This is a genomic window from Hoeflea sp. 108, from assembly GCF_000372965.1.
Classification (GTDB): Bacteria; Pseudomonadota; Alphaproteobacteria; order Rhizobiales; family Rhizobiaceae; genus Aminobacter.
Window position 1 is genome coordinate 1549241 of sequence record NZ_KB890024.1, and the last position, 15305, is coordinate 1564545.

Annotated in this window: 19 protein-coding genes; 13 read left to right on the forward strand and 6 right to left on the reverse strand. The window is 64.0% G+C overall.

The features are described 5' to 3' along the window. Positions 1-155: 155 nt before the first annotated feature. The 4 genes from B015_RS0107530 to B015_RS0107545 all read right to left on the reverse strand — a co-directional run bounded on the left by B015_RS0107530 (position 156) and on the right by B015_RS0107545 (position 2305). The gene (locus tag B015_RS0107530) at positions 156-938 is read right to left on the reverse strand and encodes a hypothetical protein (RefSeq protein ID WP_018427069.1); all 783 of its coding nucleotides are present in this window, start codon (positions 936-938) and stop codon (positions 156-158) included. A 116-nt stretch (positions 939-1054) separates the two neighbouring features. Next, positions 1055-1312, reverse strand: a complete 258-nt coding sequence (locus B015_RS0107535; RefSeq protein ID WP_018427070.1) for a hypothetical protein — start codon at positions 1310-1312, stop codon at positions 1055-1057. A gap of 133 nt (positions 1313-1445) precedes the next feature. Next, complete coding sequence (locus tag B015_RS0107540) at positions 1446-1823, reverse strand: TIGR02301 family protein (RefSeq protein ID WP_018427071.1); 378 nt, start codon at positions 1821-1823, stop codon at positions 1446-1448. Positions 1824-1882: 59 nt separating this feature from the next. Next, positions 1883-2305, reverse strand: coding sequence for an NUDIX domain-containing protein (locus tag B015_RS0107545; RefSeq protein WP_018427072.1), 423 nt, complete (start codon positions 2303-2305; stop codon positions 1883-1885). A 127-nt stretch (positions 2306-2432) separates the two neighbouring features. Here B015_RS0107545 and B015_RS0107550 point away from each other — a divergent pair, with 127 nt between their 5' ends. Beyond that, complete coding sequence (locus B015_RS0107550) at positions 2433-3212, forward strand: SOS response-associated peptidase (protein ID WP_018427073.1); 780 nt, start codon at positions 2433-2435, stop codon at positions 3210-3212. A gap of 134 nt (positions 3213-3346) precedes the next feature. Next, the gene (locus B015_RS0107555) at positions 3347-3952 is read left to right on the forward strand and encodes a LysE/ArgO family amino acid transporter (RefSeq protein ID WP_040456591.1); all 606 of its coding nucleotides are present in this window, start codon (positions 3347-3349) and stop codon (positions 3950-3952) included. Here B015_RS0107555 and B015_RS0107560 read toward each other — a convergent pair. Then, positions 3949-4098 carry a hypothetical protein gene (locus tag B015_RS0107560; RefSeq protein ID WP_018427075.1) on the reverse strand — a complete coding sequence of 50 codons (150 nt, stop codon included), beginning with the start codon at positions 4096-4098 and terminating at the stop codon, positions 3949-3951. The genes B015_RS0107555 and B015_RS0107560 overlap by 4 nt on opposite strands. A gap of 446 nt (positions 4099-4544) precedes the next feature. Between B015_RS0107560 and cysS the strand changes: the two genes are divergently transcribed. The 10 genes from cysS to B015_RS0107610 all read left to right on the forward strand — a co-directional run bounded on the left by cysS (position 4545) and on the right by B015_RS0107610 (position 13000). Continuing rightward, positions 4545-5963 carry a cysteine--tRNA ligase gene (gene cysS, locus B015_RS0107565; protein ID WP_018427076.1) on the forward strand — a complete coding sequence of 473 codons (1419 nt, stop codon included), beginning with the start codon at positions 4545-4547 and terminating at the stop codon, positions 5961-5963. Between the two features lie 312 nt (positions 5964-6275). After that, positions 6276-6674: an endonuclease domain-containing protein gene (locus tag B015_RS0107570; protein ID WP_026227004.1), complete on the forward strand. Its 399-nt coding sequence runs from the start codon at positions 6276-6278 to the stop codon at positions 6672-6674. Continuing rightward, entirely contained in the window at positions 6671-7051 is a 381-nt protein-coding gene (locus B015_RS0107575) for a VOC family protein (RefSeq protein ID WP_018427078.1), read from the forward strand. Before B015_RS0107570 ends, B015_RS0107575 begins: the two co-directional genes overlap by 4 nt. 12 nt (positions 7052-7063) lie before the next feature. After that, positions 7064-7555 carry a GFA family protein gene (locus tag B015_RS0107580; RefSeq protein ID WP_018427079.1) on the forward strand — a complete coding sequence of 164 codons (492 nt, stop codon included), beginning with the start codon at positions 7064-7066 and terminating at the stop codon, positions 7553-7555. Further along, positions 7552-8028, forward strand: coding sequence for a GFA family protein (locus B015_RS0107585; protein WP_018427080.1), 477 nt, complete (start codon positions 7552-7554; stop codon positions 8026-8028). Before B015_RS0107580 ends, B015_RS0107585 begins: the two co-directional genes overlap by 4 nt. Next, a complete protein-coding gene (locus B015_RS0107590; RefSeq protein WP_026227005.1) occupies positions 8025-8501 on the forward strand; it encodes a GFA family protein in 477 nt (158 codons plus the stop codon). Before B015_RS0107585 ends, B015_RS0107590 begins: the two co-directional genes overlap by 4 nt. Continuing rightward, on the forward strand, positions 8498-9460 hold the full coding sequence (gene pip / locus B015_RS0107595) for a prolyl aminopeptidase (RefSeq protein WP_018427082.1): 963 nt from the start codon (positions 8498-8500) through the stop codon (positions 9458-9460). The genes B015_RS0107590 and pip overlap by 4 nt, the downstream gene beginning before the upstream one ends. Before the next feature lie 202 nt (positions 9461-9662). Beyond that, the gene (gene cimA / locus B015_RS0107600) at positions 9663-11276 is read left to right on the forward strand and encodes a citramalate synthase (protein WP_018427083.1); all 1614 of its coding nucleotides are present in this window, start codon (positions 9663-9665) and stop codon (positions 11274-11276) included. 121 nt (positions 11277-11397) lie between these two features. Beyond that, entirely contained in the window at positions 11398-12306 is a 909-nt protein-coding gene (rarD, locus tag B015_RS0107605) for an EamA family transporter RarD (RefSeq protein ID WP_018427084.1), read from the forward strand. A gap of 10 nt (positions 12307-12316) precedes the next feature. Continuing rightward, positions 12317-13000, forward strand: coding sequence for a glutathione S-transferase family protein (locus tag B015_RS0107610; RefSeq protein WP_018427085.1), 684 nt, complete (start codon positions 12317-12319; stop codon positions 12998-13000). 139 nt (positions 13001-13139) lie between these two features. On the opposite strand, the gene B015_RS0107615 is transcribed toward B015_RS0107610, so the two are convergent. Beyond that, positions 13140-13751, reverse strand: a complete 612-nt coding sequence (locus B015_RS0107615) for a TIGR00730 family Rossman fold protein (RefSeq protein WP_018427086.1) — start codon at positions 13749-13751, stop codon at positions 13140-13142. A gap of 112 nt (positions 13752-13863) precedes the next feature. On the opposite strand from B015_RS0107615, the gene B015_RS0107620 reads away from it, so the two are divergent. After that, positions 13864-15246 carry a LysM peptidoglycan-binding domain-containing protein gene (locus tag B015_RS0107620; RefSeq protein ID WP_026227006.1) on the forward strand — a complete coding sequence of 461 codons (1383 nt, stop codon included), beginning with the start codon at positions 13864-13866 and terminating at the stop codon, positions 15244-15246. The last annotated feature ends 59 nt before the right edge of the window (positions 15247-15305 follow it).

Consider the following 15305-nt stretch of genomic DNA (forward strand, 5'->3'; position numbering starts at 1 on the left):
TGCAGTTTTCGGAAGCGGCGGCGGTAAGATCGTTCGCGAAGGGATCAGTCCCGTCGTTGGCGTTCAGCCAAGCGGCGATCTATGTCACCGAGATTTTCTGAATACTCGCCAGGGCCTTTGCCGATTCTCGCTGAGTTCAAGAACGGCAGGCACCCTCAATCGCCGGCGACGAAGAAGGCCCAGCGGCCCTCGGGCGTGATGCCAAGGCGGTAGAAGACGTAGGCGCCGTACTGCTTCATGTCTTCGTAGTCGCCCGCCGTCACGATCTTGAACAGCTCGACCTTCTGACGCGGGTCAAGTTTGTCGAGTGGGATGCCGAAGAAATAGGGCCAGACATAGAGGTCTTCGTCAGTGCCTTCGCCGAGATGCACGTAACCGGCATTCAGCACCTCTTCAAGGATGGCGAGGATTTCCTGGCCGTCGCTGTCGCCGGAAAGGCTCTTGAGGAAGGCGACGGGGTCGCCCTCGATGTCGCCGAAAGACAGCTGGGGCATGGCGTCGCCCTGGCCGACGAGAGGACGGAGCTTTTCGATGTCGCCGGACTTTGCCGCCTCGACCAGAAGGCTGCGCATCCGCGCCACGGGCTCGGGCAGGCGGCTGAGGTCGTAGACGATCTCGGGCAACGGCGCCTCGGGGTCGAGATGCGGCATTGCCGGGCTGGTGGTGTCGGCGGGCATCTCGTCCTCGGCCGGCGACTGCTGGTCGGCTGGAGCCTGGTCGCCGGCAGGAGCCTGCTGAGTGGTGCCGGACTGCGGCTTCTGCACCGGATCGGGCATCGGCACCGAGTTTTCGGTCGGCGTCGACTGGTCGGCGGGCTTTGGCGGGGTGACGGGGGCCGGCAGTTCCTCGCGCTTGATCTCGCTGAGGGCAAAAGCAGTGGTGGCATGAAGCGGCAGCATCAGCGAAGCCGCAAGGCCCAGGGCCGCGACGCGCACCATGGCGCGTGGCGCAAAATCAGTGTGTGGCCGCATCGAAACGTCGCTCCGGGGGATTCTCTAACTTGCCGGCATGATGCCGAAACCGCGTCGGCTAGTCAAAGAACCGGGACGGGGGCTCAATGCCGCAGGCGTACGGGCTCGAACTCGCCGGCCTCGACGCGGGCGCGCATGCGGTCAAGCAGCGCCAGCGCTGCTGCCTCGCCGCCGGAGACCACGATCTCGGCAAAGGCGGTGGCAAGCGCTGCCTCGGCGATGATCTCGGGTTCGATGCCTGCGGAAAGGCCTTCCGCCCACGCCTCGTTATGGCTCTCGACGGCGGTCAGGCGCTTTTCTTCCCGGACCAGGGCGTCGATGTCGCTTACGCTTTGTTCCATTTCGGTCTTTCACCCTGCCAAGCGACCCGGTGATTCGGATCAACTTGAGCTATCCCTTTAATGTCCCGTTAAGAGAACTAACACAATCGGCCGTCTGTGTACGGTCGGCAATGCCGGGAAAGTAAATAGCCTGTTAATTTCCGAAGCGCGAGGCGATGTCGCGGCTGAGCGCCTCGCCTTCCTTCATGTAGCGGGAAATCGCCTCGGTGGCAGAGGGCGTGCAGGCCGTGTAGGTGCCGTCGAAGGAACGGTAGCCGCGGTTGAAGGACGCGATGAAGCGAGCGCGACGCTCGGGCGTGGGATTTTCGGCCTGGATCAGCTTTTCCATCTCCGCCCGCCACTGCGTGCCCTTTTCGCCGCAGAGGTTGCGCAGGAAGTGGAGCGACCCCAGCACTTCGGCCAGCCGCATCAGGCCCGGCTCGAACGGCGCTTCGGCGGCGCGCGCCGGCACGGCAAGCGCGGTGCTCGCGGCAAGCGTCAGGGCAAGCATGAAGGTCGAAGCACGCATCATAAGCTTTTGTGGCGAAACAATTTGTCTGCCGCAAGGCTCGAAAGCAGGCTTTCCAAAGCCTATGCGGGAAGGACGACGTCGCCGCCGAGCAGTTCGAGCACGATCTCCAGCGTCGAGTCGGTGAGCGGCAGGCGTTCGATCTCGGCAAGCGTGAAGAAGGCGGCCTCATCGGCGTCATCGGCAGCAACCGGTTCGCCCTTGAGATGGCGTGCGCCGAAGACCGTAAGCATGTAGAGCGAACCGCCGTCGTGGCGGCTGTCGATCAGGATTTCCCGCAGCGGCGCCAGCCCGCGGACATCGACGCCGGTTTCCTCGGTGAGTTCACGCCGCGCCGCATCTTCGAGCGTTTCGCCATCCTCGACCCGCCCGCCCGGAAAGGCATAGAGTCCCTTCGATGGCGCCCGGCCGCGCCGAACCAGCATGACGGTGGCGTCGCGCATGACGGCGACCGACACGGCCGGGACGATCTTGTTTTCGTTCATTCCCCTTTGCCCGCCCTGTCTCGTTCTGCAACATCCCGCCCGGCATCCGGGCAGGGGGATAAGCTGCTTTAGCGGTTGCGGCGGGCGCGATCCATCGCCACTTTCTGCATGAACGAGGATGTGAGCGATGTGCGGACGGATTGCGGTGATTGCATCGCCTGAGGAGACGGCGGCCTTCATCGGTGTAGGCGACCTCGAGAGCTTTCCGCCGCGCTACAATGTGGCCCCCACCCAGCCGATCCTCGTGGTGACGGCAGGCCCGCAGCGACCGCCGGGCTCCAACCTGCCCGACCGCATGGCGCTGCTGGCCCGCTGGGGACTAATTCCTGCCTGGGCCAAAAATCCGGCCGATATGCCGCTGTTGTTCAACGCGCGCTCGGAATCGGCGATCGAGAAGGCTTCGTTCAGAACCGCGATGCGCCACCGACGCGCGCTGGTTCCGGTGTCGGGCTTTTATGAATGGAAAAAGCTGCCGGGCAACCGGCGCCAGGCCTATTGGCTGAGGCCGCGCAAGGGCGGGCTGGTGGCGCTGGCCGGGCTGTTGGAGACCTGGAGCGAACCGGGAGGTTCGGAAATGGACACTGCAACGATCCTGACAACCGGCGCCAGCGCCGATATCAGGCATATCCACGACCGCATGCCGGTGGTGATCCAGCAGGAGGATTTCGCCCGCTGGCTCGACTGCCGTACGCAGGAACCGCGCCATGTCGCCGAACTGATGCGGCCGGCGCAGCCTGATTTCTTCGAGCAGATCCCTGTTTCGGACCTGGTCAACAAGGTGACCAATCTGGGGGTGGAGATCCAGGACCGGGTCGAGCCCTTGCCGGAGGAGGCGCCCGAAAAGGTGGCGAAGCCAAAGGCGGAAAAACGCAAGGCCGGCGACGATGGCCAGATGAAACTGTTCTGACAGGCAGCAGGTGCAGTACGCCCTCGCGGGGGCGCGCAACGGACGCTCTGGCATCATAAATCCAGCATCCTGCCTCCGCGAAATCGATTTCGCTTTTCCAGTCCGTGCATTAGAAGGGCGACGTGTCCACGCCCATCATCTCTGCCGCCATCTCCGGATTCCTGCTCGGTGCGTCGCTGATCATTGCGATCGGCGCACAGAATGCGTTCATCCTGCGTCAGGGGCTGCTGCGCCAGCATGTGTTCGTGCTGAGCCTGATCTGCGCCCTGTCGGACGCGTTGTTGATCGCGGCCGGCGTGGCGGGGCTCGGCACGCTGATCTCGCAGTCGCCGAAACTGATCACGGCCGTCACCATCGGCGGCGCGCTGTTTTTGTTTTCCTACGCGATCATCGCCTTCCGCCGGGCGCTGAAGCCCGAGGTGCTCAAGGCCGCGAATGCGGGCGAAGCCAGGCTCGGGCCGGCGATTGCCGCCTGCCTCGCCTTCACCTTCCTCAATCCGCATGTCTATCTCGACACGGTCGTGCTGCTTGGCAGCCTGTCGGCGGCATATGAGGGACAGGCGCGCCTGGCGTTCGGCGTTGGCGCTGCAACGGCATCGTTTGTCTGGTTCTTTGGGCTCGGCTATGGCGCGAGGCTGCTGGAGCCGGTATTTGCCCGGCCTGCGTCCTGGCGCGTGCTCGATTTCCTGATCGGGGCGGTGATGTCCGCCATCGGCCTGAGCCTGGTCAGCCGGATTTAGGCAGCCTTCTTGGGCTCTGCCTTGTCCTTCTTCGGCGCGCAGATCAGCGCGGCGAGGATCGCGGCGGGGCCGATGGCCCGGTACTGTTCGGTCAGTTCGGCGCTCTTGCTATGCGCTCGGTCTTGTTCGGCTGGTTTTCGTTTCATTGGTCTCTTCCCTTACGTCAGATGTGCTGTGAGCGGCTGCATGTGCTTACGGATTCGGTCGAATTCGTGGCAATGCGGCGGCTTCTACCCCGGCTTTGTTTCATTACGGTGCCGGTATACTTAAGGAATTGTTTCAGACCGGTCCGGTTGCGACGCCGGCGGTAACATTTCATGACGCTGCGGCTTGACGGCAACATGGCAGCAGACGATAAAGCGGCTCATGAAAACGTCTTTCGCCATTTCCGGCATTTGCATTATTGGCTAGCGTTCGCGCTGGTCAGGACGTTTTCGCCTCCTCTTCACAAAGACAGGTTGAACGCCCGGGCCAGCAGGCCACGGCGCCGCGCGTCCCTTTGGACGCGCAAGAGACGCCGTGAAACTGAGATTGGGTGCATGATCCTTTCCGAAAATCGGAGATTTTCGGGGTCATTGGCACGGGGAGTTCTATGTCTGAAGCATTCAGGGGCTTGCGCCTTACCAACACGCTGACGCGCACGAAGGAGGACTTCGTGCCGATCGATCCGCAAAACGTGCGGATGTATGTCTGCGGGCCGACCGTCTACGACTTCGCCCATATCGGCAATGCGCGGCCGGCGATCGTCTTCGACGTGCTGTTTCGCCTGCTGCGCCATGTCTATGGCGAGGGGCACGTGACCTATGTGCGCAACCTCACCGACCTCGACGACAAGATCAACGCGCGCGCCTTGCGTGACTTCCCCGATCTGCCGCTCAACGAGGCGATCAGGCGTGTCACCGAAAAGACGGCGAACCAGTATCAGGCCGACGTCAAGGCGCTGGGCTGCCTCGAACCGACGGTCGAGCCGCGCGCGACCGAGTTCGTGCAGCCGCGCGCCGACGGCCGCGCCGACATGATCACCTTGATTCTAAGCCTGATCGAACGCGGCCATGCCTATGAAGCTGAAGGCGAAGTGCTGTTCGACACCGGCTCGATGGCGGATTACGGCCAATTGTCGAAGCGCAATCTCGACGAGCAGCAGGCCGGCGCACGCGTCGAGGTCGAGGCGCACAAGCGCAGCCCCGGCGACTTCGTGTTGTGGAAGGCGTCTTCACCCGAGGAGCCCGGCTGGGAAAGCCCCTGGGGCCGCGGCCGCCCTGGCTGGCACATCGAATGCTCGGCCATGGCATCGGCCTATCTCGGCGAGGTCTTCGACATCCATGGCGGCGGGCTCGACCTGATCTTCCCGCACCACGAGAACGAGATCGCCCAGTCGCGCTGCGCCCATGGCACCGAGGTCATGGCCAACTACTGGATGCACAACGGCTTCCTGCAGGTCGAAGGCCAGAAGATGTCCAAGAGCCTGGGCAATTTCTATTCGATCCACGAGCTGCTCGAGACCGAGACCTTCGGCGGCCGCAAATGGCCGGGCGAGGTGCTGCGGCTGGCCATGCTGATGACGCATTATCGCGAACCGATCGACTTCTCGGTGCGCAAGCTGGAGGAGGCCGAGAACACGCTGCGCAAGTGGAAGCGTGCGGCCGATGGCGCCGGTGAAGCCGAGGCGAGCGTGCCCGCATCGCTGATTGCAGCGCTTGGCGACGACCTCGCCACCGCGACCGCATTCCACGGCCTGTCGCAACTGGCCGGCGAGGCGGGCGGGAGCGTTGAGGTGGCCGCCGAGCTCAAGGCAGCACTTCTGTTCCTGGGCTTCACGCTCGACGCCGCCGAGGTGGACGAGACCGTGGTCGCTGCAACGATTGCGCGCCGGCTGGCGTTGATCAACGCCAAGAACTGGGCCGAAGCCGACAGGATCCGCGACGAGTTGCTGGCGCAGGGCGTGCAGCTCAAGGACGGCAAGGACCCGGTGAGCGGCGAGCGCGTGACGACGTGGGAAGTGAAGCGGTGATGGTCATGTTGCACGGCGTGGATAGGGTGGGGCTGTACGCCCCCCGCTGCCCTGCCGGTCATGTCCCCCTCAAGGGGAGGAAACGGGCTGTGGATTCGGCGGATGGGCCTGCGGGGCTGCGCCCCCCTCTGTCCTGCCGGACATCTCCCCCACGAGGGGGGAGATCAGCCGTCACGCCGATTTTCGCAAATCACCAAGTTGCAGAAGAGGCGGTGCGAAAGCAGCTGCCAATCTCCCCCCTCATGGGGGAGATGTCCGGCAGGACAGAGGGGGGCAACGTAGAGCAGCAGCCGTGCAGGGTGGTAGTTGCTGATGCCACATACGCCGGTCGCCCCAGCCAACCGCAGGAATGCCAAATCGATGCGTCGGAAGATGACCGATGCCGAGTTGAAGCTGTGGAATGCGCTGCGCGCGCACCGGTTGATGGGGCTCGGTTTTCAGCGTCAGTTTCCGATTGCCGGCTATATCGTCGATTTTGCCTGTCCTGAGAAAATGCTTGTCGTTGAACTGTATGGTTCGCAGCATGCCGATGCGGCCAAGGCCGAAGCGGATGCGGTGCGCACAATGCGTCTACAACAGGACGGCTGGACCATTCTCCGCTTCTGGAACGACGACGTTGTTCGCGATATCGATAACGTCTGCCAGAACATAGTCATCTCGGCCGGCCATGGCGGGGCGGCCGTCGGCATGAAAGAGGAGTTCGTGCAATGATCGACCACACGGGCATTTCGGTTCAGGATTTCGACAAGGCTAGGGCCTTCTACGACAAGTCGTTTGCGCCGCTGGGAGCTACGCTTCTGATGATGGTGCCGCCGGAGCATACCGGTGGCGTCAAGGTTGGCGGCTATGGCCGCGAGCGGCCGGTGTTCTGGCTGCATGAGGCGCCGGCCGGGCCGGGACGGCACTATGCGTTCACGGCGCGCAGCCGGGCCGAGGTCGATGCATTTTACGCTGCGGCCATTGCCGCCGGCGGACGTGACAATGGCGGGCCGGGACCGCGGCCGCATTACCATCCTGACTATTATGCGGCGTTCGTCTACGACCTCGATGGCAACAACATCGAGGCAGTGTGCCATGCGCCGGCGTGAGGGAATGTCGCGATGAGCCTCGACAACAAGCCCGTCTATTCGGGTGGCTGCCAATGCGGCGCGGTGCGCTTCCACGTCGAGGGTGCGCTCGGCGATGCCTCGGTCTGCCATTGCCGCATGTGCCAGAAGGCGTTTGGCAATTTCTACGCACCGCTGGTCTCAGTGCGGCAGGCGAAACTCAGCTGGACGCGCGGCGAGCCGAAGAAATTCCGCTCGTCGAACTTCGGCCTGCGCGGCTTTTGCGGCGACTGCGGCACGCCGCTGAGCTACGAGGCGCCTGATGGCACGGCGCTGGCTATCGCCGCCTTCGACGAGCCGGCGGAGATAGCGCCGACCGTGCAATGGGGGCTCGAAGGCAAGCTGCCCTATGTCGACCATGTTCACGAACTGCCCGGCTATTCGACCGAAGACGACCCTGAAGCGGCCGACTTCGTCAACAACATCGTCTCGTACCAGCATCCAGATCACGACACCGAGAGCTGGCCACCGGAGGTGCGCGCATGAACGCTCAGTCGACGGGCGGGTGCCAGTGCGGGGCGGTGCGCTACCGCATCGACCAGGCGCTGGAGAATGCGCATATCTGCCATTGCCGCATGTGCCAGAAGGCGTCGGGCAACTATTTCATGCCGCTGGCGCGGGCGGCCAAGGCGACGTTCACCGTCACGCGCGGCGAGGTCGGCTGGTTCCAATCGTCCGACATCGTGCGCCGAGGCTTCTGCCGCGATTGCGGTACGCCGATGCTGTTCGATGTCGTCGAACGCGATACGATCAATGTCGTGCTCGGTTCGCTCGACGATCCGGAAGCGGTAATGCCGACATTCCAGTGCGGCTCGGCTGAGAAGATGCCGTGGTTCGGCGAGCTCGACGCGGTGGAGTTGTCGGCGGACGAGAGTGCCTGGTACGCGGCGGTCGCCCCGTCGAACCGCCAGCATCCAGACCACGACACTGAACAATGGCCAGCGGAGAAAAGGTCATGACGGAGACTGTTAGAACCGGCGGCTGCCAGTGCGGCGCCGTTCGCTTCCGTATCCACGGCGCGCTGGGGCGCAGCTCGATCTGCCATTGCCGCATGTGCCAGAAGCAGTTCGGCTCGTTCTTCGGCGCGTTCGTCGCGGTGCCGGCGGATGGCGTCGAGTGGGTGCGCGAGGAACCGACCTACTTCCAGTCCTCGGTCAACATCGCCAGGGGCTTCTGCCAGCGCTGCGGCACGCCGATGGCATACCGGCACGCAGAGGGCCTCGAACTGTCGATCGGTTCGTTCGACGACCGTTCCGACCTCGCACCGACGATCCAGATCAACCACGGTTTTCGCCTGCCGTGGGTGGAAACGATCTTCGACCAGCCGGTGCACGACAATCCTGACTACTACCAGCGGCAGGAGCAGATCATCTCCTTCCAGCATCCCGACGAAGAGACGGCCAACTGGCCCGAGCATGGACTGAAATTATGACGAGCGAACTGCGCGGCCTTTATCCCGAGATCGAACCCTTCGACAGCGGCATGCTCGATGTCGGCGACGGCCACCAGGTCTATTGGGAGCGCTCGGGCACCAGGGGCGGCAAGCCGGTGGTGTTCCTGCATGGCGGCCCCGGCGGGGCAACCTCACCGAAGCACAGGCGCCTGTTCGACCCGAAACTCTATGACATCATGCTCTTCGATCAGCGCGGCTGTGGCAAATCGGTGCCGCATGCCTCGCTTGAGGCCAACACCACCTGGCATCTGGTGGCCGACATCGAGCGGCTGCGCGAGATGGCAGGCCACGACAAGTGGCAGGTTTTCGGTGGCTCCTGGGGCTCGACGCTGGCGCTCGCCTATGCCGAGACGCATCCCGGACGCGTCAGCGAACTGGTCGTCCGCGGCATCTACACGCTGACCCGCGCCGAGCTTGAATGGTATTACCAGTTTGGTGTCTCCGAGATGTTTCCCGACAAGTGGGAGCGTTTCGTCAAGCCGATCCCCGAGGCCGAGCGTGGCGACATGATGGGCGCCTACCGCAAGCGCCTGGTGGGCGACGATGCGAAGGCGCAGCTCGAGGCAGCCCTTGCCTGGAGCACCTGGGAAGGCGAGACCATCACGCTGCTGCCCGACCCCGATACCAGCGGCAAGTTCGGCGAGGACCATTTTGCCATCGCTTTTGCGCGAATCGAGAACCACTATTTCGTCCATGCCGGCTGGATGGACGAAGGCCAGCTCATCCGCGACGCGCACAAGCTGCACAACATTCCCGGCGTCATCGTCCATGGGCGCTATGACATGCCGTGCCCGGCGAAATATGCCTGGGCGCTGCACAAGGCCTGGCCGCAGGCCGAGTTCCACCTGATCGAAGGCGCCGGCCATGCCTATTCGGAGCCCGGCATCCTCGACCAGCTCATCAGGGCGACCGACAGGTTCGCGGGAAAAGCGTCGTGAACGTTTCCGCCCTACGTTGCCCCCCTCTGTCCTCTCGGACATCTCCCCCACAGACGGGGAGATCGGCAAGCGCGCCAGCCGGTGCCAATCCCCGGCGGTGCAGGACAGAGCGAGGCGTCAATACTGCCAATCTCCCTCCTCGTGGGGGAGATGTCCGGCAGGACAGAGGGGCGCGCCATAGGGCTGCCCCCAAGGTGTTGGTATGAAAGAACGCATCTATCTCTTCGACACGACGCTGCGCGATGGCCAGCAGACGCCGGGCATCGACTTCTCAGTCGAGGACAAGATTGCGATTGCCGGCATGCTCGACGAGTTCGGGCTCGACTATGTCGAGGGCGGCTATCCGGGCGCCAACCCGACCGACACGGCGTTCTTTTCGGAAAAGCGTACCAGGCGGGCAAAGTTCGTGGCCTTTGGCATGACCAAGCGGGCAGGGGTGTCGGCGTCCAACGACCCCGGCCTCAGCGCACTTGTGCAAGCCAAGTCCGATGCTGTCTGCTATGTCGCCAAGAGCTGGGATTACCACGTTCGCGTGGCGCTCGGCGTCAGCAATGAGGAGAACCTCGAGTCGATCCGCGCCTCGGTCGAGGCGGCGCGCGCCGCCGGCAAGGAGCCGCTGGTCGACTGCGAGCATTTCTTCGACGGCTTCAAGGCCAATCCCGATTATGCGCTGGCCTGTGCGCGGACGGCTTACGAGGCTGGTGCGCGCTGGGTTGTGTTGTGCGACACAAATGGCGGCACCCAGCCGTCGGAGGTGCGCGAGATCGTGGGCCGGGTGATCGCGGGCGGCATCCCGGGCTCCAATCTAGGCATCCATGCCCATGACGACACCGGCCAGGCGGTGGCCAATTCGTTGGCCGCCATCGAGGCCGGCGTGCGCCAGGTGCAGGGCACCATCAACGGCATCGGCGAGCGCTGCGGCAATGCCAATCTGGTGACGATCATCCCGACACTGGCGTTGAAGCCGCATTTTGCCGAACGCTTCGAAACAGGCGTCTCGGAGGGTGCGCTGGCTGGTATTTCCAGGCTGTCGCGCGCCTTTGACGAATTGCTCAACCGCGCGCCCGAAGCACAGGCGCCTTATGTCGGTGCCTCCGCCTTCGCCACCAAGGCCGGCATCCATGCTTCGGCCATCGCCAAGGAGCCCAAGACCTACGAACACGTGCCGCCGGAAGCCATCGGCAACCGTCGCAAGGTGATGGTGTCGGACCAGGGCGGCAAGGCCAATTTCATTGCCGAACTGAGGCGCCGTGGCATCGACGTGCCGAAGGATGACCACAGGCTCGATGCGCTGATCTCGGTGGTCAAGGAGCGCGAGGCCGAGGGTTATGCCTATGAGGGCGCCGACGCCAGTTTCGAGCTTCTGGCGCGCGGCATGCTGCATGGCGTACCGGAATTCTTCCGGGTCACCAGCTTCCGCTGCCTGGTCGAGCGCCGTTTCGACGCCAACGGCAACCTCAAGACCGTCTCGGAGGCGGTGGTGAAGGTTGTGGTCGACGGCGAGGACAAGATGTCGGTGGCCGAGGGCGACGGTCCGATAAATGCGCTCGACATTGCCCTGCGCAAGGACCTCGGCAAGTTCCAGGACGAGATCGGCGACCTTGAACTGGCCGACTACAAGGTCCGTATCCTCAATGGCGGCACCGAGGCCATTACCCGTGTGCTTATTGAATCGCATGACAGCAGCGGTGCGCGCTGGTGGACGGTCGGCGTGTCGACCAACATCATCGATGCTTCGTTCCAGGCGCTGATGGATTCGATCATCTACAAGCTGATGAAGAACCGCGAGATGGCGGGGCTGGTGGCTGCCGAATAGGCCGCGGGCCGGGGCCGGCGACTGTCGCTGGCCCTGTCGATTGATCCATCAACGAAAAGCAGGTGGACCATCACAATTTTGAAATGGCTTGCGCCGGCGCTCCGGCGCATAGGTTCGCGCCATGAGCACACAAGCGCCCGTCATTTCCCGTGAAGACGCGACCCGCGGCTTCATCTACGCCTTGACCGTCTATCTGATGTGGGGCGTGCTGCCTTTCTACATGAAGGCAGTGGCCCATATCCCCGCGCCGGAAGTGGTTGCCCATCGCATCGTCTGGTCGATCCCGGTGGCCGGGCTGTTGCTGTTCTGGATGGGCCGCACGGCTGACATCAAGGCGGCGCTGCGCAACAAGCGCACGCTTGCCAATGGCGCGCTGACGGCAGCTCTGATCACCATGAACTGGGGTATCTATGTCTGGGCGATCGGCAACGACCGCGCGCTCGAGACAGCGCTCGGCTACTACATCAATCCGCTGTTTACGGTGTTCCTCGGTGCCGTCGTGCTGGGCGAAAAGCTCTCAAGGGGGCAACTGGTGGCGATCGCGCTTGCGGTAGTCGCGGTCGCCCTTCTGACCTGGGAGACCGGCGGCCTGCCCTGGGTGTCCATTGCGCTGGCGCTGACCTGGGGCTTCTATGCCCTGTTCAAGAAGACTCTGCCGATCGGTCCGGCCCAGGGCTTCCTGCTTGAAGTCCTGATCCTCGGCATTCCGGCACTCGGCTACATCATTTACCTGCAGGCGACCGGCGTCGGCCATTTCGGCACGACCAACGCAGTGGATGTGTGGCTGCTGATGGGCTGCGGCCTCGTCACCGCGATCCCGCTGATCCTGTTCGCCAACGGTGCCAAGCTGCTCAGGATGTCGACGATCGGCATTATGCAGTACATAGCGCCGACGATTATCTTCTTCATCGCCATCTTCATCTTCAAGGAGCCGTTCTCGAGCGAGCGCGCGGTGGCCTTCGCCCTGATCTGGGTGGCACTTGCCGTCTACACCTGGTCGATGTTCTACGATCGGTCCAAGAACAGCTGAGGAGCAGCGCATGTACCGGCTCTACATCGCCAACAAGAACTATTCCTCGTGGTCGCTGCGGCCGTGGGCGCTGATGCGCGGGCAGGGCATTGCGTTCACCGAGCGCCAGGTGCCGTTTGGCAACCTGCCCGGGCAGCCTGATTTCAGCTCCTTCTCCCCGACGAGCAGCGTGCCGGTGCTCGTCGATGACGACCTGACCGTTTGGGACTCTCTGGCGATCATCGAATACCTGGCCGAGCGCCATCAGGGTGTCTGGCCGGACGATGCAGCGGCGCGTGCCTGGGCGCGTTCGGCAGCAGCCGAGATGCATTCCAGCTTCCGCAACCTGCGCAACATCTGCGGCATGAGCTGCGGCGTGCGCGTTCGCCTCAAAGACAGGCCAGCCGGGCTTGAGGCCGAGATTGCACGCATCGGCGAACTCTGGAACCAGGGCCTCGAGCGTTTCGGCGGACCGTTCCTCGCCGGCGACAGGTTTACCGCTGTCGATGCCTTCTTTGCGCCCGTCATCTTCAGGGCGCAGACCTATGCACTGGATTTCGGCGGCAGGGCGAACGACTACGTCGCACTGATGCTGGAGCAGCCCGCCATGCGCGAATGGTACGAGGCAGCGCTTGCCGAGACGTGGCGCGATCCGCCGCATGAAGAGGAGGTCTTGGCCGCGGGCACCATCACGCTCGATCTTCGCGCCAACTGATCCTGCTTGCCAGTGACGGCAAACTCTTGAGTATCGGCATCGCCAAGCAGATCACGGCGGCGATCGGATTTCCGTTGTCGCGATCCAAACGGAAAACCGATGCGCACTTTTCCTGGAATTGCTCCGGGCCTGATCCGGCTCACATCTTGTCGATGAGCGACTGCACGCCTTCGGTTGGGGTGGCGTCCGCGCCGGCAGCGACCATGATCGCCGAAACCACGGCTTCCGGATCGTCGACGACCAGCGGCTGCACCAGATGCGTGGTGTGGACGAAGCCTTCGGCCTTCATGTGGTCGATCAGCGCCAGCATCGGGTCCCAGAAGCCGTTGATGTTGGCGTAGACGATCGGCTTGCGGTGATGGCCGAGCTGCGCCCAGGTCATGATCTCGACGATCTCCTCGACGGTTCCGATGCCGCCGGGGAGGGCGACGAAGGCATCCGACTTCTCGAACATCGCATGCTTGCGCTCATGCATGTTTTCGGTGATCTGCAGCTCATCCAGACGGGTGAGCGCACTTTCGGTCGCTTCCTTGTTCATCAGGAAACGCGGTATGATGCCGGTGACCTTGCCACCGGCGCGCAGCGCGCCATCGGCGACCGCACCCATGATGCCCTTGGTGCCGCCGCCATAGACGAGCCGCAGGCCGGCCTTGGCGATGGAACGGCCAAGCAGGTGACCGGCCTTGATGTAGACTTCATCGCGGCCCGGCGATGAGCCGCAATAGACGCAGATGGATCGAATCTTGTTCATGGCCTGATTGGGTATTGCGTCTGCGGGCAGGGTCAAGCCCGAACGGGGCTTTTTCTTGTCGCTGCCGGCAAAACAAGGTATGCCGCCTCAAGCGGCCAGGGCAGGGGAAAACATGGCGACGAAACCGATTAAAGTCTTTTTGCTGGCAGCAGGCGGCGCCGTCGTCGCAACCGGCATTGCATATGTATCAGGCGCGCTCGATCCTTATCTGAGCCAGCCCCCGGCCGCGGTGGCGAATGTGCCCGCACCGGCCGCTGTTGCGCCAGCCGAACAGAAGCCTGCGGAAGCCCCCAAGCCCACGGCCGAAGCACCCGCTCCGGCAGCGCAGCAGCCCGCGGCAACCCAGGCCGTTGTGGCGCCCAGTTTCGACGTGGTTCGCGTCGAGGACAATGGTTCGGTGGTGATCGCCGGCAAGGCGGCAGGCAACGCCAAGGTCGAGATCGTCACCGGCTCGCAGGTGATCGGCGCGGCGACGGCCGGCGTCGATGGTGACTTCGCCATCGTGCTCGACAAGCCGCTGAAGCCCGGCGACTACCAGATCGTGCTGCGTTCGACCGCGCCCGACAATGTCGTGGCGACCTCGACCGAGACGGCCGTGGTGTCCGTGCCCGAGCAGCCCGGCGGCCAGGTGCTGGCGCTGGTCGAAGAGCCCGGCAAGCCTTCACAGCTGATCACCGTGCCCGAGCCTGCCAAGGCTCCGGCTCCGGCAACCAGAGAACAGGTGGCGAATGCGCCGACCGCGGCACCTGCGGCCACGGCGCCCCAGCAGCCTGCCCCGGCCAAGTCGGACGCGCCTGCCTCGCAGATCAAGATCAGCGTCGAGGCGGTCGAGATCGAGGGCAAGAAGATCTTCATCGCCGGTGCGGCGGATGCCGGCCGCAAAGTGCGGGCCTACGCCAATGAAATCCTCATCGGCGAAGCGCAGACCTCGCCCGAGGGTCGCTTCCTGATCGAGGCCGAGCGCGAACTGCCCGTCGGCGACTACATCGTGCGCGTCGATGCCCTCGAGCCGGATGGCGTCAAGGTTGCGGCGCGCGCCGCAGTGCCATTCACGCGCGAACCGGGCGAGGCGATCGCAGCCGTGGCGCCAGTGGAGCAGCCCAAGCCGGCCGAGCCCGCGACTGCCGCCGCACCTGCGCCTGCGGCCACGACCGAGGCGCCTGCGGCTGCTCCGGCAACGGCTGCCGACAAGCCGGCCGAGGTGGCGTCGGCGCCCGCGACCGGAACCGAGCCGACCGCGTCCAAATTGGAGCCGGTCAATGGCGCGGTCATCATCCGCCGCGGTGATTCCTTGTGGCGGATTTCGCGTCGCGTCTACGGCCATGGTGTGCGCTACTCGAACATCTACCTCGCCAACCAGGACCAGATCCGCGATCCCGATCGGATCTGGCCGGGGCAGGTGTTCCGCGTGCCTGAAAAGTCCAAGGAAGGCGAAGCCGCCAACATGGACGCCATGGGCGAGCAGGCGATGCCCGAGCCGGCGCCCAAGCCGTAGCCCGAGGCGCGGTTTTTCCGGCAATTGCGGTTGCGAAGGTTAATTTCATCGTCTATCGT